The 21633-nt window shown below is 75.5% G+C and carries 23 protein-coding genes and 1 tRNA gene; 20 read left to right on the top strand and 4 right to left on the bottom strand.

Going from position 1 to position 21633, the window contains the following annotated elements; genetic code table 11:
• Positions 1–2 precede the first annotated feature (2 nt).
• On the top strand, positions 3–767 hold the full coding sequence (locus tag BMZ50_RS08565; RefSeq protein WP_091323170.1) for a class I SAM-dependent methyltransferase: 765 nt from the start codon (positions 3–5) through the stop codon (positions 765–767).
• Here the strand turns inward: BMZ50_RS08565 and BMZ50_RS08560 are convergent.
• Positions 743–1543, bottom strand: coding sequence for a trans-aconitate 2-methyltransferase (locus BMZ50_RS08560; RefSeq protein ID WP_091323168.1), 801 nt, complete (start codon positions 1541–1543; stop codon positions 743–745). The genes BMZ50_RS08565 and BMZ50_RS08560 overlap by 25 nt on opposite strands.
• 103 nt (positions 1544–1646) lie before the next feature.
• Here BMZ50_RS08560 and tmk point away from each other — a divergent pair, with 103 nt between their 5' ends.
• The 4 genes from tmk (at position 1647) to BMZ50_RS08540 (ending at position 4419) form a co-directional block, all read left to right on the top strand.
• Positions 1647–2294: a dTMP kinase gene (tmk, locus tag BMZ50_RS08555; RefSeq protein WP_245753473.1), complete on the top strand. Its 648-nt coding sequence runs from the start codon at positions 1647–1649 to the stop codon at positions 2292–2294.
• Complete coding sequence (locus BMZ50_RS08550; protein ID WP_091323164.1) at positions 2291–3466, top strand: DNA polymerase III subunit delta'; 1176 nt, start codon at positions 2291–2293, stop codon at positions 3464–3466. The genes tmk and BMZ50_RS08550 overlap by 4 nt, the downstream gene beginning before the upstream one ends.
• A gap of 58 nt (positions 3467–3524) precedes the next feature.
• Positions 3525–3597: transfer RNA gene (locus tag BMZ50_RS08545), tRNA-Thr, on the top strand.
• 72 nt (positions 3598–3669) lie between these two features.
• A complete protein-coding gene (locus BMZ50_RS08540) occupies positions 3670–4419 on the top strand; it encodes an SAM-dependent methyltransferase (RefSeq protein ID WP_091323162.1) in 750 nt (249 codons plus the stop codon).
• A 91-nt stretch (positions 4420–4510) separates the two neighbouring features.
• Here BMZ50_RS08540 and BMZ50_RS08535 read toward each other — a convergent pair whose 3' ends face one another.
• The gene (locus BMZ50_RS08535) at positions 4511–5005 is read right to left on the bottom strand and encodes an inorganic diphosphatase (protein WP_091323160.1); all 495 of its coding nucleotides are present in this window, start codon (positions 5003–5005) and stop codon (positions 4511–4513) included.
• A 151-nt stretch (positions 5006–5156) separates the two neighbouring features.
• Between BMZ50_RS08535 and dacB the strand changes: the two genes are divergently transcribed.
• The 10 genes from dacB to BMZ50_RS08485 all read left to right on the top strand — a co-directional run bounded on the left by dacB (position 5157) and on the right by BMZ50_RS08485 (position 14343).
• Positions 5157–6482, top strand: coding sequence for a D-alanyl-D-alanine carboxypeptidase/D-alanyl-D-alanine endopeptidase (gene dacB, locus BMZ50_RS08530; protein WP_245753472.1), 1326 nt, complete (start codon positions 5157–5159; stop codon positions 6480–6482).
• Positions 6483–6532: 50 nt separating this feature from the next.
• The gene (locus BMZ50_RS08525; protein WP_218146168.1) at positions 6533–7618 is read left to right on the top strand and encodes a zinc-dependent metalloprotease; all 1086 of its coding nucleotides are present in this window, start codon (positions 6533–6535) and stop codon (positions 7616–7618) included.
• A gap of 10 nt (positions 7619–7628) precedes the next feature.
• Positions 7629–8645, top strand: a complete 1017-nt coding sequence (gene tilS / locus BMZ50_RS08520) for a tRNA lysidine(34) synthetase TilS (protein ID WP_091323154.1) — start codon at positions 7629–7631, stop codon at positions 8643–8645.
• Positions 8642–9226 carry a hypoxanthine phosphoribosyltransferase gene (gene hpt / locus BMZ50_RS08515; protein WP_177212712.1) on the top strand — a complete coding sequence of 195 codons (585 nt, stop codon included), beginning with the start codon at positions 8642–8644 and terminating at the stop codon, positions 9224–9226. Before tilS ends, hpt begins: the two co-directional genes overlap by 4 nt.
• A 227-nt stretch (positions 9227–9453) precedes the next feature.
• Positions 9454–11445 carry an ATP-dependent zinc metalloprotease FtsH gene (gene ftsH / locus BMZ50_RS08510; protein ID WP_091323151.1) on the top strand — a complete coding sequence of 664 codons (1992 nt, stop codon included), beginning with the start codon at positions 9454–9456 and terminating at the stop codon, positions 11443–11445.
• A complete protein-coding gene (gene folE, locus BMZ50_RS08505) occupies positions 11442–12065 on the top strand; it encodes a GTP cyclohydrolase I FolE (RefSeq protein ID WP_091323149.1) in 624 nt (207 codons plus the stop codon). The genes ftsH and folE overlap by 4 nt, the downstream gene beginning before the upstream one ends.
• Positions 12062–12931 carry a dihydropteroate synthase gene (folP, locus tag BMZ50_RS08500; protein ID WP_245753470.1) on the top strand — a complete coding sequence of 290 codons (870 nt, stop codon included), beginning with the start codon at positions 12062–12064 and terminating at the stop codon, positions 12929–12931. The genes folE and folP overlap by 4 nt, the downstream gene beginning before the upstream one ends.
• Positions 12924–13310, top strand: coding sequence for a dihydroneopterin aldolase (gene folB / locus BMZ50_RS08495; RefSeq protein ID WP_091323146.1), 387 nt, complete (start codon positions 12924–12926; stop codon positions 13308–13310). Before folP ends, folB begins: the two co-directional genes overlap by 8 nt.
• Before the next feature lie 14 nt (positions 13311–13324).
• Entirely contained in the window at positions 13325–13831 is a 507-nt protein-coding gene (gene folK, locus BMZ50_RS08490) for a 2-amino-4-hydroxy-6-hydroxymethyldihydropteridine diphosphokinase (protein WP_091323145.1), read from the top strand.
• 5 nt (positions 13832–13836) lie between these two features.
• Positions 13837–14343, top strand: coding sequence for a DUF3180 domain-containing protein (locus BMZ50_RS08485; protein ID WP_245753468.1), 507 nt, complete (start codon positions 13837–13839; stop codon positions 14341–14343).
• An 84-nt stretch (positions 14344–14427) separates the two neighbouring features.
• Here the strand turns inward: BMZ50_RS08485 and BMZ50_RS08480 are convergent, their stop codons facing one another.
• Complete coding sequence (locus BMZ50_RS08480) at positions 14428–15603, bottom strand: ABC transporter ATP-binding protein (RefSeq protein ID WP_091323140.1); 1176 nt, start codon at positions 15601–15603, stop codon at positions 14428–14430.
• 3 nt (positions 15604–15606) lie between these two features.
• Between BMZ50_RS08480 and BMZ50_RS08475 the strand changes: the two genes are divergently transcribed.
• From BMZ50_RS08475 to BMZ50_RS08460, 4 genes are all read left to right on the top strand, one after another.
• On the top strand, positions 15607–16341 hold the full coding sequence (locus tag BMZ50_RS08475; RefSeq protein ID WP_091323139.1) for an ABC transporter permease: 735 nt from the start codon (positions 15607–15609) through the stop codon (positions 16339–16341).
• On the top strand, positions 16338–17072 hold the full coding sequence (locus BMZ50_RS08470; RefSeq protein ID WP_091323571.1) for an ABC transporter permease: 735 nt from the start codon (positions 16338–16340) through the stop codon (positions 17070–17072). The genes BMZ50_RS08475 and BMZ50_RS08470 overlap by 4 nt, the downstream gene beginning before the upstream one ends.
• Positions 17073–17270: 198 nt before the next feature.
• A complete protein-coding gene (locus BMZ50_RS08465) occupies positions 17271–18287 on the top strand; it encodes a glycine betaine ABC transporter substrate-binding protein (RefSeq protein WP_091323136.1) in 1017 nt (338 codons plus the stop codon).
• A gap of 183 nt (positions 18288–18470) precedes the next feature.
• Positions 18471–19613 carry a DUF6779 domain-containing protein gene (locus tag BMZ50_RS08460; RefSeq protein WP_143087125.1) on the top strand — a complete coding sequence of 381 codons (1143 nt, stop codon included), beginning with the start codon at positions 18471–18473 and terminating at the stop codon, positions 19611–19613.
• 13 nt (positions 19614–19626) lie between these two features.
• Here BMZ50_RS08460 and BMZ50_RS08455 read toward each other — a convergent pair whose 3' ends face one another.
• Positions 19627–20379: an SDR family oxidoreductase gene (locus BMZ50_RS08455; protein ID WP_218146167.1), complete on the bottom strand. Its 753-nt coding sequence runs from the start codon at positions 20377–20379 to the stop codon at positions 19627–19629.
• Between the two features lie 281 nt (positions 20380–20660).
• Here BMZ50_RS08455 and BMZ50_RS08450 point away from each other — a divergent pair, with 281 nt between their 5' ends.
• On the top strand, positions 20661–21620 hold the full coding sequence (locus BMZ50_RS08450; protein WP_091323130.1) for a Rossmann-like and DUF2520 domain-containing protein: 960 nt from the start codon (positions 20661–20663) through the stop codon (positions 21618–21620).
• Positions 21621–21633 lie beyond the last annotated feature (13 nt).

The following is a 21633-nucleotide window of genomic DNA, read 5'->3' as shown; positions in this document are numbered from 1 at the left end:
GGGTGACCAGGGACCTCGACCCGGCCGCGTGGCGGGAGCGGCGGCTGTCCTTCGGCTCCGTCGCGGCCGGCTATGCCGCGCTGCGGCCGGACTACCCGGCCGACGCGGTGGCGTTCCTGCTCGGCGAGCGGCCGCTGCGGGTGCTCGACCTGGGCGCCGGCACCGGGCTGCTGACCGGTGTGCTGCTCGCCGCCGGGCACGAGGTCGTCGCTGTCGACCCGGCCGAGGGGATGCTCGCCGAGCTGCGCGTCCGCCACCCGCAGGTGGTGGCGCACGTCGGCGACGCCGAGGCCGTGCCGCTGCCGGACGCCAGCGTGGACGCCGTCGTCGCGGGCCAGGCGGCGCACTGGTTCGCCCCGGAGCCGGCGGCCGGCGAGATGCGCCGCGTGCTGCGGCCCGGCGGGGTGGTCGGCCTGGTCTGGAACACCCGGGACGAGCAGGTGCCGTGGGTGGGCGCGCTCGATGCGGTCCTCGCCGCCGCGGCTCGCGGCCACGAGGCCGACCAGCAGGTCGTCGAGGACTTCGCCCGCGCGCTGGACGCCCGGGTCGAGCGGTTCCGCTCCGCCGTCGTCCAGCGGGTCGCCCCCGAGCAGGTCGTCGCCGGCATCGCCACCCGCAGCTACGTCGCGACGATGGACGACGCCCGCCGGGCGGAGTTCCTCGGCGGCGTCCGCGAGGTGCTGGCGACGCACCCGGACACCCGCGGTCGCGACCTGGTCGAGCTGCGTTACCGGACCGACGCCTACCGGCTCGTCCCCGGCGCCTGACCGACGGCGAACACCCGCCGGAACGGCAGCAGCGTCGTGCCGTCCGCGCGAGGCGGGTAGGCCCGCCGCAACGCCGCGGCGTACTCCGCCGTCAGCTCGGCGGTGTCCTCCTCCCCGAGCCGGGCGAGTACCGGCCGCAGCGCCGTGCTGCGCACCCAGCCGAGCACGGGATCGGTCCCGGCCAGCGCGTGCAGGTACGTCGTCTCCCACGCCTCGACGGCCAGCCCCTCGCCGGCGAGCACCTCCAGATAGCCGGCCGGGTCCAGCACGGCGTCCGCCGCCGGTGCGACCTCGGCCAGCACCGGTGCCCAGCGCGGTGAGCGGCACAGCTCGGCCAGCAGGACGTGGCTCGGCGCCCGGAAGTTGCCCGGCACCTGCACGGCCACCCAGCCACCGGGGGCCAGCTGACCGGCCCACCGGACCAGCAGGTCGGCGTGGCCGGGCACCCAGTGCAGGACGGCGTTGGTGACCAGGACGTCGACCCGCTCCCGGGGCTGCCAGTCGCGCACGTCCCCGAGGGTGAACTCCACCCGGCCGGGCACCACGCGGGCCGCCGCGGCGGCGAGCATCTCCGGGGAGGAGTCCACGCCGGTCACCCGCGCGCCCGGCCACCGGCCGGCGAGGGAGGCGGTCAGCGTGCCCTCCCCGCAGCCGAGGTCGACGACCACCCGGGGGTCCGCGGCGTCGACCCGGGCCAGCAGGTCGGTGAACGGCCGGGTCCGCTCGCCGGCGTACCGGAGGTAGCCGGCCGGGTCCCACGTGCCGATGCCGGTCATGGCTCCGACCCTAGGCTCGTGGAGGCCCGGGCCCGTCGGTGCCCACCGGTAGCGTGGCGGCCGCCCACCTGCCCATCCCGACCGACTGGAGCCCGCGATCCCCGTGTCCGACGACGAACCCCTGCGCGGGCTGTTCATCGCCTTCGAGGGCGGCGAGGGCGCGGGCAAGTCCACCCAGGTGCGGCGGCTGCAGGAGTGGCTGACCGCCGAGGGCCGGCCGGCGCTCGCCACGTTCGAGCCGGGCGGCACCCCCGCCGGTGCCGCGATCCGCGCGATCGTGCTCGACCGCGCGCACACCGGCCTGTCCCCGCGCGCCGAGGCGCTGCTCTACGCCGCCGACCGCGCCCAGCACGCGCACGCCGTGCTGCGCCCGGCGCTCGCCGCCGGTGAGGTGGTCATCACCGACCGGTTCGTCGACAGCTCGCTGGCCTACCAGGGCGCCGGCCGCACGCTCTCCCTCGAGGAGGTGCGCACTCTCTCCCGCTGGGCCACCGAGGGCCTGCGGCCCGACCTCACCGTGCTGCTGGACCTGCCCCCCGAGGTCGGCCTCGCCCGGGCGCGCGGGCGGGCCGCCGCGGACCGGCTGGAGTCCGAGTCGCTCGACTTCCACCAGCGCGTGCGGACGACGTTCCGGGCGCTGGCCGCCGCCGAGCCCGGCCGCTACCTCGTCCTCGACGCCACGCGGCCTGCCGACGAGCTCGCCGCCGACGTGCGGGCCCGGGTGGGTGCGCTGCTGGGGGTGCCCGCGTGAGCGGCGAAGGTGTCTGGGCGCAGGTGATCGGCCAGCCGGCGGTCGTCGCCGAGCTGCGCGCCGCGGTGGCCGACCCCACCGCGATGACCCACGCCTGGCTGTTCACCGGCCCGCCCGGCTCCGGGCGCTCGGTGGCCGCCCGCGCGTTCGCCGCCGCGCTGCAGTGCGCCGAGGGCGGCGACGGCACCTGCCACGACTGCCGCACGGTGCTCGCCGGCACCCACGCCGACGTGCAGACCGTCGTCCCCGAGGGGCTGTCCATCGGGGTGGCCGAGGTGCGCGAGCTGGTGCGCATCGCGGGCCGGGCGCCGTCCCAGGGCCGTTGGCAGGTGGTGCTGGTCGAGGACGCCGACCGGATGACCGAGCAGGCGTCCAACACCGTCCTCAAGATGCTCGAGGAACCTCCGGCGCGGACGGTGTTCCTGCTCTGCGCGCCGAGCCTGCACCCCGACGACGTGCCGGTGACCATCCGCTCCCGCTGCCGGGTGGTCGGCCTGCGCACCCCGCCGGTGGACGCCGTGGCCGAGGTGTTGGTCCGCCGGGACGGGATCGACCCGGCGCTGGCCGCGTGGTCGGCCGCGGCCGCCGGGGGGCATGTCGGCCGGGCGCGGCACCTGGCCCGCGACGAGGAGGCCCGGCTGGCCCGCAAGGCGGTCCTGGACATCCCGCTGTCGCTGGTCTCGCTGGCCGCCTGCCTCAACGCCGCCGACGACCTGGTCGGCGCCGCGAAGGAGGAGTCGGACCGGGCGAGCGCCGCCCTCGACGGCGCGGAGACCGAGGCGGTCAAGCAGAGCCTGGGCATCGGTGCCCGAGGGCCGGGGGTCGCTGCCGCGAGCCGGGGCGCCGGGCAGCTCAAGGAGCTGGAGAAGCGGCAGAAGTCGCGCGCCACCCGGCTGGGCCGGGACTCCCTGGACCGCGCGCTGGTCGACCTCGCCGCCCTCTACCGGGACGCGCTGGTGCTCGCCGCAACCCGCGAGGCCGGGGAGGAGGCGCCGTCCCTGGCCCACCCGGACCGGCGCGCCGACGCCGAGAACCTCGCCGCCCGGATCGGGGCGGAGGGGGCGCTGCGCCGCATCGACGCCGTCCTGGCCTGCCGGACGGCGCTGGAGCAGAACGTGAAGCCGCAGATCGCTGTGGAGGCGCTCACCGTGGCGCTGCGGCTGCCGGCCTGACACTCCGGCCCGTCGCGGCAGCGGTTCGCCGGTGACGTAGGCTGTGCTCCGCACGCCCGCCGCCTTAGCTCAGTCGGTAGAGCATCTCACTCGTAATGAGAAGGTCGTCGGTTCGATTCCGACAGGCGGCTCAGCAGCGCCCAGCGGGCCATCGGCACCCTGTCCAGGTGCACCCGACCCCGGCCGCCCAGCAGGATGTGCGGGTGGACAGAGCCCTGACCAGCGCCGTCGCGCACCGCTGGCACCCCGTGGCCGCCCCCGTCTCCGACGGCGCCGTCGGCCTCCTGCTCGACCGGCTCGCGCCGCCGGAGGGCGGGCGGGTCCTGGACCTGGGCTGCGGCTTCGGCGAGTGGCTGCTGCGGCTGCTGGAGGTGCACCCGACCGTGACCGGCGTCGGTGTCGACAGGTCGGCACCCGCGCTGGCCGAGGCGCGTGAGCGGGCGGAGCGGCGCGGGCTCGCCGGGCGGGTCGAGTTCGTCGAGGGGGACGCCGCGGCCCACGACAGCGGCCGGTTCGACGTCGTCCTGTGCGTGGGCGCGAGCCACGTCTTCGGTGGGCCCGCCGGCACGCTGAGCGCCCTGCGCGGCCACCTGCGCCCGGACGGGCGGGTGCTGTTCGGCGACGGTTTCTGGGAGCGCGGCCCCAGCCCGGAGGCCCTGGCCGGGCTCGGCGCCGAGCCCGGCGAGCTGCCCGATCTCCCCGGGCTGATGGCGGAGGCGGCCCGCCAGGGGTACGAGCCCGGCTACGGCCACCTCAGCACCCTGGCCGAATGGGACGAGTACGAGTGGTGCTGGACCGGGGCGCTCACCGGCTGGGCGCTCGCCGATGCGCCCACCGACGCCGACCGCGCGCAGGCGCTGGAGGCCGCCCGCACCCACCGTCGGCAGTGGCTCGCCGGCTACCGCGGTGAGCTGGGCTTCCTCACCGTCGTCCTGCACGGCACGCGGCGGTAGGAACGCCGACGGCGGTGCACCCCGTGAGGGGTGCACCGCCGTCGTGTCCGTCGTGCGCTCGGCGGCCGCTCGACGAAAGACCAGGGCCGGGTCAGTGGTGCGGCGCGGCGTCCTGCGCGCGCTGCAGGGAGGCGTTGATCTCCGCCTCGGCCTCCGCGCGGCCGACCCACTCGGCGCCTTCCACCGACTTGCCGGGCTCGAGGTCCTTGTAGGTCTCGAAGAAGTGCTGGATCTCCAGCCGGTCGAACTCCGAGACGTCGCCGATGTCGGTCAGGTGGGCCATCCGCGGGTCGGTCGCGGGCACGCACAGGACCTTGTCGTCGCCGCCCTTCTCGTCGGTCATCCGGAACATGCCGATGGCGCGGCAGGTGATGAGGCAGCCGGGGAAGGTCGGCTCCTCCAGGAGGACCAGGGCGTCGAGCGGGTCGTCGTCCTGGCCGAGGGTGTTCTCGATGTAGCCGTAGTCCGCCGGATAGCGGGTGGAGGTGAAGAGCATCCGGTCCAAGCGGATGCGTCCGGTGGCGTGGTCCAGCTCGTACTTGTTCCGCTGGCCCTTCGGGATCTCGATCGTCACGTCGAACTGCACGGGTCGTAGTGTGGCCCACCGGGCCCCGGACGGATGCCGGAGGTCGTTCCAGGGGGTGGGCACCATCGGGTCGAGCGGGTCGACGTCGGTCAGGCCGAGGTACTCCCGGTTCCGTCGGCGCCTCCTCCTCGGCGGCCTCGTCGTCCTGCTGGTGGCGCTCCTCGGTGGCTATCTCCTCGTCCGCCCCGTGGGCGGCGGCGGGGTGCTGCAGGGGGCCGACGACGCGGCGGTGGCGCTGCCCGAGCTGGGCAGCGCCGAGCCGGTGCTGGCGAGCCTCTCGCTCGAGGCCCCGGTGCCCGCCGGTCGTGCGCTGCAGACCGAGCTCGACCCGCTGCTGAGCGTTCCCGCGCTGGGCGGGGGCGTCTCGGCGCAGGTCGTCGACGTCGCCACCGGCGAGCTGCTGCTCGACCGGGACGGCGACGACCCGGCCACGCCCGCCTCCACCGCCAAGCTGCTCACCGCCGTCGCGGCGCTGACCACTCTCGGCCCGGAGGAGACGCTGGAGACGACCGTCGTCGCCGGTGCCGGTCCCGGGGAGGTGGTGCTGGTCGGCGGCGGGGACCCCACGCTGTCGCGCACCGCGCCCTCGCAGACCTACCCGGGCGCGGCGACCATGGCCGATCTCGCCGAGCAGGTGCGCGCGGCCCTGCCCGCGGGCACCGAGGTCACCCGCGTCGTCGTGGACAACTCGCTGTTCTCCGGCCCGCTCACCGCCGACGGGTGGGGCCCGGACGACGCCCCCTCCAGCTACGCCGCGCCGATCACCGCAGCGGCCGTCGACGGTGCGCGGGTGGAGCCCGGTGGGCTCGCGCGCAGCGGCCAGCCGGGCCTGGACGCGGGCATGGCGCTCGCCGACGCCCTCGGGGTCCCGGGGGCCACCGTGGCGCTCGGCGACGCGCCGGTGGGCGCCGGGGCGCTCGGCACGGTGGCGTCCGCGCCGATCGCCCGGCTGGCCGAGCAGGCGGTGTCGCAGTCGGACAACGTGCTCGCCGAGGCGCTGGCCCGGCACGTGGCCCTGGCGCGCGATCTGCCGGCCACCTTCGAGGGGGCGGCCGAGGCGGTGACCGGCGCGGTCGCCGAGGCCGGCTTCGACACGGCGGGGCTCGAGCTCGCCGACGGCAGCGGGCTGTCCCTGCGTGACCGCATCCCCGTGGCCCTGCTCGCCGACGTCCTCGTCGGGGCCGCCACCGGTGCGCCGGCCGAGATCTCCGCGATGCTGTCGGGCCTGCCCGTGGCGGGCTACGACGGCACCCTCGCCGAACGGGGTGACGAGGACCCGGCGACCGCGCCGGGCGCGGTGCGGGCCAAGACCGGCACGCTGCTGGGCGTGCACGCGCTGGCCGGCACGGTCGTCACCGCCGACGGGCGGCTCCTGGTCTTCGCCGTGATCGCCGACGAGGCGCCGGGAGACCGGGCGGCCGCCGAGGCCGCGCTGGACGACGTCGCCGCGGCGCTGGCCCGCTGCGGCTGCCGCTGACCGGGCGCCGAGGACGGCAGCCGAACGCCCGTTCCGCGTACCGTGAGGAGATGAGCAGCAGCCCCTCGATGGTCGACTGGGACCTCGCCGGACGCACCGCCCGCCGCCTGGTCGGCCCGGGGCCGGAGACCACCCGGGAGGAGGCCGCCGCCGTCGTCCGCGAGCTGCACGAGGCCGCCGCCACCGCGGTCGCGCACGTGGAGGGCCTGACCGGTCTGCGGGCGCGGCCCGACGGCCCGAGGCCGGAGATCGCCGTCGTGGACCGCCCCGGCTGGGTGGACGCGAACACCGCCGGGATGGCCGCGCTGCTCGACCCGCTGGTCGACGCGCTGGCCGAGAAGCAGGACGCCCGCCCCGGGCCGCTGGCCACCGCCATCGGCTCGCGGGCCACCGGGGTGCAGGCCGGCGGGATCCTGGCGTTCCTGTCCTCCCGCGTCCTCGGGCAGTACGAGGTGTTCGGCACCGGCGGGCGGCTGCTGCTGGTGGCCCCGAACGTCGTCGACGCCGAGCGCCGCCTCGGTGTCGACCCCAGCGACTTCCGGCTCTGGGTGTGCCTGCACGAGGTGACCCACCAGTTGCAGTTCACCGCCGTCCCGTGGCTGCGCGACCACCTCGAGGCCCAGATCGGGGAGTTCATCGAGGCCACCGACCTGAGCCCCGACGTGCTGCGCGAGCGGCTGCGCGACGTGCTGCGCAGCCTCGGCGACGCGGTCCGCGGGATCGAGGGAGGGGACGACGGCGGACTGATGGCGCTCATCCGCGACCCCGCCCAGCGCGCCGTCCTCGACCGGGTCACCGCCGTGATGAGCCTGGTGGAGGGGCACGCCGAGTTCGTGATGGACGGCGTGGGCCCCGACGTCGTCCCGTCGGTGCGGACGCTGCGCAAGCGGTTCGCCCAGCGGCGCAAGGGCCGCGGCCCGCTGGACCGCGTGCTGCGCCGGCTGCTGGGCCTGGAGCAGAAGATGAAGCAGTACGCCGACGGCCGGCACTTCGTCGCCGGCGTGGTCGACCGCGTCGGCATGGAGGGCTTCAACCGGGTCTGGTCCGGGCCCGAGACGCTGCCGCGCATCGAGGAGCTCACCGATCCCGACCGCTGGGTGGAGCGGGTGCACGGCCGCCCCGCCATCCCCGCCTGAGACCGGGCCGATGAGCGGGCCCGCGCCCGCGGTGGCCCGCGTTCGCAACGCGGTGCGCCCCGGCCTGCAGTCCTCGCCCGCACCGGTGCTCGTCGCGGTCAGCGGGGGAGCGGACTCCCTCGCCCTGGCCGCCGCGGTCGCCTTCGAGGCGCCGCGGGCCGGCGTCCGGGCCGGCGCGGTGACCGTCGACCACGGCCTGCAGCCGGGCTCGGCCGAGCGGGCCCGGACCACCGCCGACCTGCTGGCCGGTCTCGGGCTCGCCCCGGTCCGCGTCCTGCCGGTGCAGGTGGGTACCGACGGCGGACCCGAGGCCGCCGCCCGCACCGCCCGGTACGCCGCGCTCGCGGCGGCGGGCGGGGAGGGCGGTGCCCGCATCGCCCTCGGGCACACCCTGGACGACCAGGCCGAGACCGTGCTGCTCGGCCTCGGGCGCGGTTCGGGGCCGCGCAGCGTCGCCGGGATGGTCGAGACCCGAGCCGCCGGGGGAGTGACCTGGTGGCGCCCGCTGCTCGGCGTCCGGCGGGAGACCACCCGCGCGGCCTGCGCCGCCCAGGGGCTGCCGGTGTGGGAGGACCCCTGGAACGCCGATCCCGCCTACACGCGGGTGCGGCTGCGCAGCGAGGCGCTGCCCCTGCTGGAGGAGATCCTCGGGGGCGGGGTCGCCCCGGCCCTGGCCCGCACCGCCGCGATGCTGCGGGAGGACCTCGACGCCCTCGACGACCTGGCCGCCGCCGAGCTCGGCCGGCTGGCCGGTGCCGACGGGCTGCTCGCCGGCCCGCTGGCCGCGCTGGCCCCCGCGGTGCGCCGCCGGGTGCTGCGCAGCTGGCTGCGCGGCGCCGGCGTCCCGGACCTGCAGGCGGTCCACCTGGCCGCCGTCGATGCCCTCCTCACCCACTGGCGCGGGCAGGGCCGGGTCGACCTACCCGGCGGTGCGGGCGTCGTCCGGGCGTCTGGCAGGCTCGTGTTCCTGCCCCCGGATGCGCGCGGGGCCCCTGAACACGCATCTCCCGAGGAGCGCGACACGTGAGTGAGCAGGCCAGCACCGCAGAGCTGGGCAACCACCACGGCTACGGCCCCGACATCGACCACGTGCTCCTGAGCGAGAAGCAGATCCAGGAGAAGATCGCCGAACTGGCTGCGCGGATCGCCGAGGACTACGCGGGCAAGGAGGTCCTCCTCGTCGGCGTCCTCAAGGGCGCGGTGCTGTTCATGAGCGACTTCGCCCGGGCGCTGCAGCTGCCCACCCAGATGGAGTTCATGGCCGTCTCCTCCTACGGGTCGGCCACCAGCTCCTCCGGGATCGTGCGGATCCTCAAGGACCTCGACCGCGACATCAGCGACCGGCACGTCCTGGTGATCGAGGACATCATCGACTCGGGGCTGACCCTGTCCTGGCTGCTCAAGAACCTCGGGGGCCGGCGTCCGGCCTCGCTGGAGGTCTGCGCCCTGCTGCGCAAGCCCGACGCGGTCAAGGTGGACGTGCCCGTCCGCTACATCGGGTTCGACATCCCCAACGAGTTCGTCGTCGGCTACGGGCTGGACTACGCCGAGCGCTACCGCGACCTGCCCTACATCGCGACGCTCAAGCCCGAGGTCTACTCGTCGTAGCTGCCGGCCCGGTCGGGAAGCCTCCGGCCCCGTGACCGGGCCACCCGGTGGTGTGCTGCAGGGCATTCCCGGTTCGAGCACAGCTGTTGCACAGGCTCCCCGGTGTACCGTCGATCGCAACGACGCTGCACCGAGCGCCGGGGTTCCCGGGCCGCTGGGAGCGTCCCCCGGACGATCAGGAGGGTCGACGGGCCAGGTCGGGCACCCCGACCGCCCGGCATCGGTGTATGGAACGTAAGAAGATCTTCCGCTCCGTGTGGTTCTGGGTCGTCCTCGTCGTCCTCCTGGCGCTGGCGTTCTCGTCGATGTTCCGCGGCAACGGTGGGTACCAGGAGGTCTCCACCGCGACCGCGATCGAGCAGATCACCAACGGGAACGCCCGGTCGGTCACGATCAACGACAAGGAGCAGACCCTCGACCTCGACCTGCGCAACGCGGTCGAGGGCAGTGACAAGGTCACCGCCTCCTATCCGCAGGGTGCCTCCGACGACATCTTCGATCTCGTCTCCGGGCTCGGGGGCGGCGACGGGGTCGACTTCAACACCAACGTCACGCAGGACAGCGTGCTGGTCAGCATCCTGATCAGCTTCGTGCCGTTCCTGCTCCTGCTGCTGCTGCTGTTCTGGCTGTTCAACTCCATGCAGGGCGGCGGCCGCGGCGTCATGGCCTTCGGCAAGTCCAAGGCCAAGCTGGTCAGCAAGGACACCCCGAAGACGACGTTCGCCGACGTCGCCGGCGCCGACGAGGCGATCGAGGAACTGCAGGAGATCAAGGACTTCCTCGCCAACCCGGTGAAGTTCCAGGCGGTCGGGGCGAAGATCCCCAAGGGCGTGCTGCTGTTCGGCCCGCCCGGCACCGGCAAGACCCTGCTCGCCCGCGCCGTCGCCGGCGAGGCCGGGGTGCCGTTCTTCTCGATCTCCGGCTCGGACTTCGTCGAGATGTTCGTCGGCGTCGGGGCCAGCCGGGTGCGCGACCTGTTCGAGCAGGCCAAGCAGAACGCCCCGGCGATCATCTTCGTCGACGAGATCGACGCCGTCGGCCGCCACCGCGGCGCCGGCATGGGCGGCGGGCACGACGAGCGCGAGCAGACCCTCAACCAGATGCTCGTCGAGATGGACGGCTTCGACGTCAAGGGCGGCGTGATCATGATCGCCGCCACCAACCGGCCGGACATCCTCGACCCGGCGCTGCTGCGCCCGGGCCGCTTCGACCGGCAGATCGCCGTCGACCGCCCCGACCTCGAGGGCCGCAAGGCCATCCTGGCCGTGCACGCCAAGGGCAAGCCGCTCGCGCCGGACGTCGACCTGGAGACCGTGGCCCGCCGGACGCCCGGGTTCACCGGCGCCGATCTGGCCAACGTGCTCAACGAGGGTGCGCTGCTCACGGCCCGCAACAACGGCTCGCTGATCACCGACGACACGCTGGAGGAGGCGATCGACCGCGTCATCGCCGGCCCCGAGCGCAAGACCCGGGCGATGAGCGACAAGGAGAAGAAGGTCACCGCCTACCACGAGGGCGGGCACGCCCTGGTGGCGCACGCACTGCCCAACCTGGACCCGGTGCACAAGGTGACGATCCTGCCGCGCGGCCGCTCGCTCGGGCACACGCTGGTCCTGCCGACCGAGGACAAGTACACCCAGACCCGCTCGGAGATGATCGACACCCTCGCCTACGCCCTCGGCGGCCGGGCGGCGGAGGAGCTGGTCTTCCACGAGCCGACCACCGGTGCCGGCAACGACATCGAGAAGGCCACCGCGATGGCCCGGGCGATGGTCACCCAGTACGGCATGAGCGCCAAGCTCGGGGCGGTGAAGTACGGCACCAACGAGGCCGAGCCGTTCCTGGGCCGGGACATGCGCACGCATCCGGACTACTCCCAGGCCGTCGCCGCCGACATCGACGCCGAGATCCGGGCGCTGATCGAGGCCGCGCACGACGAGGCGTGGGAGATCCTCGTCGAGTACCGCGGGGTGCTCGACCAGCTCGTCCTCGAGCTGATGGAGAAGGAGACCCTCTCCAAGGAGGACATGGCGCGCATCTGCACCCCGGTCACCAAGCGGCCGTCGCTGGCGCCCTACAACGGCTTCGGCAAGCGGACCCCGTCCGACCAGCCGCCGGTGCTCACCCCGGCGGAGAAGGCCGCGCAGAACGGGGGTGCCAGCCCCCTCGGTGAGGGGCGCAACCCGGTGGGTGACGTCGGGGCACCCGCGCCGCGGTGACCGAGGTGCCGGCTGAGCCGGACGAGGAGCAGCCGGCGTCGCGGCCGCGCCCCGGCGTCGACGAGGAGCGCGCGGCCGCGGCGGTCCGGGAGCTGCTGCTGGCGGTGGGGGAGGACCCGGACCGGCCGGGCCTGCAGGACACCCCGGCGCGGGTGGCCCGCGCCTACGCGGAGAGCTTCGCCGGGTTGTGGCAGGACCCCGCGGAGGTGCTGGCGACGACGTTCGACGAGGACCACGACGAGATGGTGCTGGTCAAGGACATCCCGATGTACTCGACCTGCGAGCACCACCTGGTGCCCTTCCACGGGGTGGCGCACGTGGGCTACATCCCGGGCGAGGACGGCCGGGTGACCGGGCTGTCGAAGCTGGCCCGGCTGGTGGAGGTCTACGCCCGGCGCCCACAGGTGCAGGAGCGGATGACCAGCCAGATCGCCGACGCGCTGGCCGACGTGCTCAAGCCGCGCGGGGTGCTGGTGGTCATCGAGGCCGAGCACCTGTGCATGGCGATGCGCGGCATCCGCAAGCCCGGCTCCACCACGGTCACCTCCGCCGTGCGCGGCATCTTCCGCGACAGCCAGGCCACGAGGGCCGAGGCGATGAGCCTCGTCCTGGGCCGGTGAGCGCCGCCCCCGCGCTCGCGCTCCCGCGACCCGGGCGCTGCGTCGTCATGGGTGTCCTCAACGTCACGCCCGACTCCTTCTCCGACGGCGGCTGCTTCGCCGACGCCGGCACCGCGATCGCGCACGGGCTGGCGATGCACGCCGCCGGCGCGGACTACGTCGACGTCGGTGGGGAGTCCACCCGGCCCGGGGCGGACCGGGTGGACGCCGCCGAGGAGTGCCGCCGCGTGCTGCCGGTGATCCGGGAGCTGGTCGCCGCGGGGGCGCGGGTCAGCGTCGACACCACGCGGGCCGAGGTCGCCGAGGCCGCGCTGCACGCCGGGGCCGGCCTGGTCAACGACGTCAGCGGCGGGCTCGCCGACCAGCGGATGGCCCGGCTGGTCGCCGACGCCGGCGTGCCCTGGGTGCTGATGCACTGGCGGGGGCACAGCCGGGAGATGTACGCGGCCGCCCGCTACGGCGACGTCGTCACCGAGGTCTGCGCGGAGCTGACCGCCCGCGTGGAGGACGTCGTCGCCGCAGGGGTGGCGCCCGAGCAGCTGGTGCTCGACCCCGGCCTCGGCTTCGCCAAGCGGGGCGAGCACAACTGGCGGCTGCTCGCCGGCCTGGACCGGATCGTCGGGCTCGGCCTGCCGGTGCTGGTCGGGGCGTCCCGCAAGTCCTTCCTCGGCCGGCTGCTCGCCGACGCCGAGGGCACCGTCCGCCCGGCCGAGCAGCGCGACGCGGCCACCCTGGCCACCACCGTGCTGGCCGCCGAGGCGGGCGCCTGGGGCGTGCGGGTGCACGACGCGGCCGCCTCGGCCGACGCCGTCCGGACCGTCGCCGCCGTGCAGGCGGCCCGCCGCGAGGGGAGCTGCCGTGCCTGACCGCATCGCCGTCCGGGGCATCTCTGCGCACGCTCACCACGGGGTCTACGACTGGGAGCGCGAGCGCGGGCAGACCTTCCGCGTCGACGCCGTCCTCGAGGTGGACACGGCGCCGGCCGCCGCCTCCGACGACCTGGCCAAGACGGTCAACTACGCCGAGCTGGCCCAGCGGCTGCACGCCGTCCTCACCGGGGATCCGGTCGACCTGCTCGAGACCCTCGCCCAGCGGCTGGCCGAGGTCTGCCTGGCCGACCCGCTGGTCGACGCCGTGGAGATCACCGTGCACAAGCCGCAGGCCGAGCTGGGGGTCCCGTTCGACGACGTCGAGGTCAGCATCCGGCGGACGCAGGACCCCGGGAGCGGGCCGACGAGCGAATGACGAAAAGGCCGCTTGTGACCCGCGCGGTCCTGTCGCTGGGCGCCAACCTGGGCGATCGGGCCGGCGCGCTGCGTGCCGCGATGGCCGCACTGCGGGACGACGGCGTGCTGGTGGCCCGCTCCACGCTCTACGAGACCCCGCCGTGGGGGCCGGTCGAGCAGCCGCCCTACCTGAACGCGGTCGTGGTGGTCCGAGGGCCGAGGGACGCCGCGGGCTGGCTGGCGCGGGCCAACGAGCTGGAGCAGGCGGCCGGGCGCACCCGGGAGGTGCGCTGGGGGGCGCGCACCCTGGACGTGGACGTCGTCACGGTCACCGGGGACGACGGCCGGCCGGTGCTCTCCGACGACCCCACGCTCACGTTGCCGCACCCGCGCGCGCACGAGCGGGCCTTCGTCCTCGTGCCGTGGGCGATCCTCGACCCGACGGCCGTGCTGCCCGGGCGCGGGCGGGTGAGCGACCTGCTGGCCGGGCTGCCGCCCGAGGACGTCGCGGCCGTGGTCCGCTGGGAGCACCTGCATTGAACCCGGTGAGCCGGCGGGACCTCGCCGTCCTCGCCGCCGGCCTGGCGGTGGCGGCCTGGCTGGTCGTGCGGTCCACCTACGGCTCGCTGCCGGCGCTGCGCTGGTGGCTGCCGCTGCCGCTGGGCGCGCTCGCCGTCGCCGAGGCGCTCGGCGCCCGCACGCTGCGCGCCCGCCTGGCCGCTCAGCGGGACCGGCGCCCCCTCGCCGAGCGCCCCGATGCTCCCGTCCGTCCGGTCGAGCCGATGCTGGTGGCCCGGCTGGCGGTGCTCGCCCAGGCCAGCGCCTACGTGGGGGCGGCGTTCGTGGGGATCTGGGTGGGCGTGCTGGCGCACGTGGCGCCGGCGGTCACCCGGCTGCAGGCAGCCGGCGGCGACACCGTCACCGCGATCGTGGGGATCGTCTGCGCGGCCGGGTTGCTCGGTGCCGCCCTGTGGCTGGAGTCGGTCTGCCGGGTGCCGCCTGATCCCTCGTCGTCCTCCGGACGACACCGCGACCAGGAGCCGTCCCCCTGACGCGTTGAGCCGCTGCCCACGCCCCGCCGGAGGCCTCCGGCCGCCGCGAGCGGTCCACGCCGTGGCGGTCGCTCGGGCAGACCGTCATCCCTTCACCGACCGGCGCAGGGCCGCGTGCAGCGACGCCGGGGTGAGCACCCCCAGGTAGCGGTCCCCGTCGAGGACGGCCACCCAGCCGGCGTCCTGCTGCAGCATCGTGGCGAAGGCCGTCCGGAGCGAGGCGTGCACCGGCGCGACCGCGTCGGCCCGTTCGAGAGCGGAGCCCACCGTGCCCGGGCCGGTGGCCCGGTCGGCGGGCAGCCAGCCGACCGGCCGCCCGTCCTCGCCCAGCACGAGCGCCCACCCGGCGCCGGACCGGTCGAGCATCGCGCCGGCATCGGCCAGGCCGTCGGCGGGTCCGACGACCGGAGGCTGCTCGAGGTCGGCGGTGTCGATGGGGGTGACCGCGAGCCGCTTGAGGCCGCGGTCGGCGCCGACGAAGTCGGCCACGACGGCGTTGGCGGGCCGGCCCAGCAGCTCGGCGGGCGGGGCGAACTGCTCGACCCGGCCCCCGGTGCTCATGACCGCGATCCGGTCGCCGAGCCGCACCGCCTCCTCGATGTCGTGGGTGACGAACACGATGGTCTTGCGCACCGTCTCCTGCAGCCGGAGAAACTCCGACTGCAGCCGCTCGCGCACCACCGGGTCCACCGCGGAGAACGGCTCGTCCATGAGCAGGACGGCGGGATCGGCCGCGAGGGCGCGGGCCACCCCGGCGCGCTGCCGCTGACCGCCGGAGAGCTGGGCGGGGTAGCGGTCGCCGTGGACGGCCGGGTCCAGGCCCACCGTGGACAGCAGCTCGTCGACGCGGGCCCGGGTGCGCTTCCGATCCCAGCCCAGCAGGCGCGGCACGGTGGCCACGTTGGCCCGCACGGTCTGGTGGGGGAAGAGGCCGACGCTCTGGATGACGTAGCCGATGCGGCGGCGCAGCCGGTCGGCGTCCACCCGGGTGACGTCCTCGCCGCCGAGCAGGATGCGCCCGGTGGTCGGCTCGATGATCCGGTTGATCATCTTCATCGTCGTCGTCTTGCCGCACCCCGACGGGCCCACGAGTACCGACAGCTCCCCGGCGGCGAAGGTGAGGTCCAGCTCCGCCACGCCGACCGTGCCGTCGGGGTAGACCTTGCCGACCCCCTCCAGGCGGATCTCCTGCGCGGCGCCGGACGGGTCGGCGACCGGGTCCGGGTCGCGCAGGGAGGGGGCGGCAGCAGTAGCGTCCACGACGTGGCCTTCCTGGGTGTGCACCCGCTCGCGGGCGCGGCGGGCACCCCGGGAACCGGGTTGCTCGCGGCGGACGAGGCGCCGAACCCCTGGTTCGACCCGTCGTACGTGACCGGCAACTGGGACACCATTGTGGGCTACCTGGGCCAGCACATCCGGCTGACCGTGGCAGCCGTCGCGCTCGGGGCGCTGATCGCGCTCCCGCTGGCCCTGCTGGCGCGGCGCGGGCGGTGGCTGTCCGGGTCGGTCCTGGGCCTGTCCTCGGTGGTCTACACGATCCCGTCGCTGGCGATGTTCGCCTTCCTGGCGCCCTTCACCGGCCCGCTGTCGGCGACCACCGTGCTCGTCGGGCTGACCCTCTACACCCTGGTGATCCTGGTGCGGAACTTCCTCGCCGGCCTGCAGGGTGTCCCGGCCGACGTCCGGGAGGCGGCCCGCGGGATGGGGTACGGGCCGGCCCGGCTGTTCCTGCGGGTCGACCTGCCGCTGGCCCTGCCGACGTTCATGGCCGGGTTGCGCATCGCCACGGTGTCGACCGTCGCCCTCGTCACCGTCGGTGTCATCACCGGCAACGGCGGTCTCGGGCAGCTGATCGTCGGCGGCTTCAACTCGAACTTCTACCGGGCCGAGATCGTCACCGGCGCGGTCGGCTGCGTGCTGCTGGCCCTGGTCGCCGACGTGCTGCTCGCCGGCCTCGAGCGGCTGCTCACCCCGTGGACGAGGGCGGTCCGGACGTGACCGCGTTCGGCGACGCTCTCCGCTACCTCAACGACCCGTTCAACTGGACCCGGTCGGGGGGGATCCTCGACCTGCTCCTCGAGCACCTGGCGATCTCCGCCGCGGCCGTCCTGCTCGCCGCCGTCCTCGCGATCCCCGGCGGGGTCCTGCTCGGCCGCAGCACCCGGGGCGCCGGCGCGATCGTGGTCCTCTCCAACGTCAGCCGGGCCGTGCCGACCCTGGCCCTGCTCACCGTCTTCGCGGTGACGCCGATCGGCTTCAGCGACACCGCCACCGTCCTCGCGCTCGCCGTCTTCGCCTTCCCGCCGATGCTCACCAACACCTTCGTCGGCTTCCGCGAGGTCGACCGCGACGTCCGGGAGGCGGCCCGGGCGATGGGGATGAGCCACGGCCAGCTGCTCGCCCGGGTGGAGTTCCCGCTGGCCCTGCCGCTGGTCATGACCGGCGTCCGGACGGCGGGGGTGCAGGTGGTCGCCACCGCGACCCTGGCCGCGCTCGTGGGCGGTGGCGGGCTCGGCCGGATCATCAACCTCGGTTTCGGCCAGCAGGATCTCGGCCAGATCCTCGCCGGGGCGCTGATCGTGGCCGCGCTGGCGCTGCTCACCGAGCTGGTCCTCGTCACCCTGTCGTGGGCGGTCACGCCCGGGCCGCGGCGGCTGCCGTTCGCCCGCGTCCACCGCGGCACCGCCGCGGGGCAGCCGGAGCCCGCTGCGGCGGGAATCCCGCTGTGATGAAGGACCCCTCTGCCCCCCACCGCTCGCAGGCTCGCGGCGGGACCCTGCAGAGGGGCCGTGCGTAACAACCGGGCAACACTGGGCCCCCTGGGTTGGCATCGGCCGCCGACGGCGGGTTGCATGTCCGGCGCGGGGTCCTCCCGCCAGACACGCGTCGCGGCCGCACGGCCGCACGGGACACAGAAGGCGGGCCAGATGCGCAAGCGTTCCCGGATCGTTCCTCCTCTCGCGCTGGCCGCGGTGCTGCTCACCGCGACGGCCTGTGGCGAATCGGGATCATCAGGCACCGGCGGCGGCGAGACCGGCGGGGCGAACGCGTCCGGTGACGCCTGCGCCCCCGTGGCCGGGGACCAGCTGGTCGTCCTGGAGGACGACCGGCAGCTGCAGAACGCCGACAACGTCGTCCCGGCGGTCAACACGGCCGCCGCATCGGCCAACCCGGCGCTGCTGCCGGCGATGAACGCCGTGTCGGAGGCCCTGACCACCGACCAGCTCATCGAGCTCAACGCCGCGGTGGACATCGACCGGCAGAGCGCCGAGGACGTCGCGGCCGCCTGGGTGCAGGACAACGTCGACGCCGCCGCGCTGGAGCAGGGCAGCGGCGCCATCGCCGTCGGCGGTGCGAACTTCACCGAGTCGACGGTGCTGGCCAACGTCTACGCCGACGTCCTCACCGCCGCCGGGTTCGACGCCTCGGTGCGCGAGGTCGGCAACCGCGAGCTGTACCTGCCGGCGCTGATCTCCGGCTCGGAGATCCAGGTCTTCCCGGAGTACCTGTCCACCGTCACCGAGTTCCTCAACCGGCAGGTCAACGGCGCCGACGCCGAGCCGGTCGCCAGCGGGGACCCGCAGGAGACGGTGAGCGCACTGCAGCCGCTGGCCGAGCAGGTCGGGCTGGTCTTCGGTGAGCCGTCGCAGGCCGCCGACCAGAACGCCTTCGCCGTCACCCGGGAGTTCGCCGACCAGCTGGGGGTCTCGACCCTCTCGGAGCTGGCCGACGCCTGCGGCGACGGTTCGCTGGTGCTCGGCGGGCCGGCCGAGTGCCCGGAGCGGCCGTTCTGCCAGCCGGGCCTGGAGGAGACCTACGGGCTGACCTTCGCCGAGTTCCGCGACTTCGACGCCGGTGGCCCGCTGACCAAGGCCGCCCTGCAGCAGGGCGAGGTCTCCATCGGCCTGGTGTTCAGCTCCGACGGGGCGCTGGCGCAGGGCTGATCCGGGGGCCCTCCGGGCCCTCGCGTGGGGAGCGTCTCGCCGATCCGGGACGTGATCACACGGTGTCCCACCGTTACCCTGGTCGGCATGCGGGGGGACCGGGACGACGCGTTCGCTGGGCGTTCGAGGATCCGGTCCCGGGCCGCCGCACGGACGTCCCCGACGCTGCGCACGGTCGGTCTGGTGGCCGGTTTCGTGCTGGCCGTCGCGGCGACCGCGGTGGTATTCCTCACCGACAACCCGCAGCTGCTCCGGCTGGCGGTGGTCGCCGCCGCCTGGGCCTTCGTGCTGGCGGCGCTGGTCTCGGCCCGCCGGGGCGCGGGGACGCACGGACCTGCCACGGGGGAGGCCGCCGCGCGCGAGGCCGAGCTGCGGCTGGCCTACGAGCTCGAGCTGGAGCGGGAGGCGGCCGCCCGCCAGGAGTACGAGCTGCGCCTGGAGAAGGACCTGCGGCACGAGGCCGAGGAGTCGATGCGCGCCGAGCTGGACGCGCTGCGGGGCGAGCTGGCGCAGGTCGCGGAGCTGCGCCGGGACATGGCGCAGGTCGCGGAGCTGCGCCGGGACATGGCGCAGGTCGGTGAGCTGCGGGGTGAGCTGGCCCAGGTCGGTGAGCTGCGGCGGGACGTCGCCCAGCTCGCGGAGCTTCGGGTGGGCCTGGCCCAGCTGGCGGACCTGCGGGCCGACCTGGGGAAGCTGACCGAGCAGCTGTCCGGGGAGATGCTCATCGAGCGGATCATGCTCCGCACCCAGACGATCCGGACCGGCCCAGCGACGGTGGAGTCCCTCGACAGCCGGACCATCGACGCGGCGGTGGACGGGGACATGACCTGGGCCGCGGAGCCCGCGGCGCCGACGCGGCAGCTGGAGGAAGCCCGAGTCGAGCAGCCGGTCCCCGCGCCCGAGGTCACCGCCGCGTTCGCCGCCACCCCGCCCCCGCCGCCGCTGGACTGGCTGACCGAGCGGTCCCTCGTGGAGCCCGAGGAGGCGAGCGAGGCGCGCCGCGCCCGGCACGCGCGCCTCGACCCGGAGCCCGGCCCGGCCGTCTCCGAACCGCGCCGGCGCCGCACCGACGGCCCCGCCGCGGTCGAGCCCGCTCCGGTCGCCGCCGGGCAGCTGACCGTGGAGCGGCCGGTGGCCCAGCGGGAGCGCCCGCCGGTGCCGGGGGCGGGCCCCGCCGAGCCGGAGGGGCCGGCAGGGTCCGGGCGGCTGGCGGAGATCCTCGCGGAGAGCGGGGTGAGTCCCTCGTCCGGAGGCCGCCGTCGCCGCCGCTACCGGGAGGACGACGAGGCGGACGACGTCCTCGCCCGCGTGCTCGGCCGCAGCTGAGGAGCCCGCGCGCTCAGCCGTGGCCGCGGGAGAGCGCGCCGCCGTCGAGGACGAGCGTCTGCCCGGTGACCCAGCCGGCGCTGTCGCCCAGCAGGTAGGCCGCGGCCTCGCCGACGTCCTCGGGCTCGCCCAGCCGGCCGGCCGGGTAGGCCGCGGCGGCCTCGGCCTCGCGGCCCTCGTACAGGGCGCCGGCGAAGCGGGTCTTGACCACGGCCGGGGCCACGGCGTTGACCCGGACCTTCGGGCCCAGCTCGACGGCGAGCTGGGTGACCAGGTTGATCAGCGCCGCCTTGCTCACGCCGTAGCCGCCGATCATGGGGGAGGCCTTGAGCCCGGCCACCGAGGCGACGACGAGGATCGAGCCGCCGTGCTCGCTCATCCACGCCTTCCAGGCCTCCTGCACGAGGCCCAGGGTGGCGACGACGTTCGTGTCGAGGATCTTGCGCAGGCCGTCGAGCGGTAGGTCGACCATCGGGCCGTAGAGCGGGTTGATGCCGACGTTGCCCACCAGCATGTCCAGGCTGCCGAAGGTGTCCACGGCGGTGCGCACCGCCTCGGCCCGGTGCTCGGCGTCCCCGGCGTTGCCGGCCACCCCCACCGCGACCTCGGGACCGCCGAGGGCGCCCACCGCCTCGGCGAGCGCCTCCGGCTTGCGCGCGGTGACGACGACCCGCGCCCCACGGCCGACCAGGCTCCGCGCGATCGCCAGCCCGATGCCCCGGCTGGCGCCGGTGACCAGTGCGGTGCGTCCCTCCAACGTGCCCACGCGTCTCCTCCTGCCCTCGTCGGTGTGCCGCCGCACACCGTAGGTCCGGCGCCGGAGGCGGCCGCGGAGCGGGCGGGCGTGACCCAGTCCACACGTCCCAGCCGTTGCACGGTGCGCGAGCCGGTCACACACTCGCCTTCGGCGCTTTGCCTGCGTGACACACATCGGTCGCAGCGGGAGGGCGCCGGTACGGCCCGCAACACCCCCTACGGGCTCCGACGAGGACCCCGTGACCTGCGAGTCCGGTACCCGCGAGGGACTGGAACGAGAGGTGCCCCCCGATGCCTGCTGCCCGCAGGACCCCCCGCGCTGCCGGCCTTCCCCCGGTCAGCTCCGCTCCCGCCCGGCTCCGCGTCGGCGTCGTCGGCGCCGGCCGCGTCGGCGCCGTCCTGGGCGCCGCGCTCGCCGCCGCCGGCCACGACGTGGTCGCCGCCGCCGGCCTCTCCGCCGCCTCCGCCGAACGGGCGGCCCGCCTGCTGCCCGAGACCCCGCTGCTGCCCACCGACGAGGTGGTCGCCGCCGCCGACCTGGTGGTGCTGGCCGTCCCCGACGACACCCTCCCCGGCCTGGTCGCCGGCCTGGCCGAGACCGGCGGCTGGCGTCCCGGCCAGCTGACCTTCCACACCTCCGGCGCGCACGGGCTCGCCGTCCTCGCCCCCGCCGCCCGGGCCGGCGTGCTCCCGCTGGCCCTGCACCCGGCCATGACGTTCACCGGCGCCCCGGAGGACGCCGACCGGCTGGCCGGCGTCCCTTTCGGCGTCACCAGCGCCGCCGAGCACCGGCCCGTCGCCGAGACGCTGGTGCTGGAGATGGGCGGCGAACCGTTCTTCGTCGCCGAGGCCGACCGGAAGCTCTACCACGCCGCCCTGGTCACCGGCGCCAACCACCTGGTCACCCTGGTCGCCGAGGCCGCCGACCTGCTGCGCACCGCGGGCGTCGACCAGCCCGCGCGGGTGCTCGCCCCGCTGCTCACCGCGGCGCTGGACAACGGGCTGCGGCGCGGCGACCGCGGCCTGACCGGTCCGGTCAGCCGCGGCGACGTGGGCACCGTCCGCGACCACCTGGAGACGCTCGCCGAGCGGGCGCCGGAGTCGGTCGCCGCCTACGTGGCCATGGCGCAGCGGACCACCGAGCGGGCGCTGGCAGCGGGCCGGCTCAAGCGGCACGAGGGCGCCCCGCTGGTCGACCTGCTGGTCGGCCACGGTCCGGGTTCCCTCGCGAGCGAGCGAGCGGAGGGTTGACCGTGGTCCTTCT

The sequence above is a fragment of the Geodermatophilus ruber genome, from assembly GCF_900114385.1.
Classification (GTDB): domain Bacteria; phylum Actinomycetota; class Actinomycetes; order Mycobacteriales; family Geodermatophilaceae; genus Geodermatophilus; species Geodermatophilus ruber.
This window is presented reverse-complemented; position numbering and strand designations above follow the sequence as displayed.

What these genes read in the sequence shown, in the direction of transcription:
- BMZ50_RS08560 (WP_091323168.1), bottom strand. Translation starts at nt 1,543, where the DNA reads ATGACCGGCATCGGCACGTGGGACCCGGCCGGCTACCTCCGGTACGCC.
- BMZ50_RS08525 (WP_218146168.1), top strand. Translation starts at nt 6,533, where the DNA reads ATGAGCAGCAGCCCCTCGATGGTCGACTGGGACCTCGCCGGACGCACC.
- tilS (WP_091323154.1), top strand. Translation starts at nt 7,629, where the DNA reads ATGAGCGGGCCCGCGCCCGCGGTGGCCCGCGTTCGCAACGCGGTGCGC.
- ftsH (WP_091323151.1), top strand. Translation starts at nt 9,454, where the DNA reads ATGGAACGTAAGAAGATCTTCCGCTCCGTGTGGTTCTGGGTCGTCCTC.
- BMZ50_RS08465 (WP_091323136.1), top strand. Translation starts at nt 17,271, where the DNA reads ATGCGCAAGCGTTCCCGGATCGTTCCTCCTCTCGCGCTGGCCGCGGTG.
- BMZ50_RS08450 (WP_091323130.1), top strand. Translation starts at nt 20,661, where the DNA reads ATGCCTGCTGCCCGCAGGACCCCCCGCGCTGCCGGCCTTCCCCCGGTC.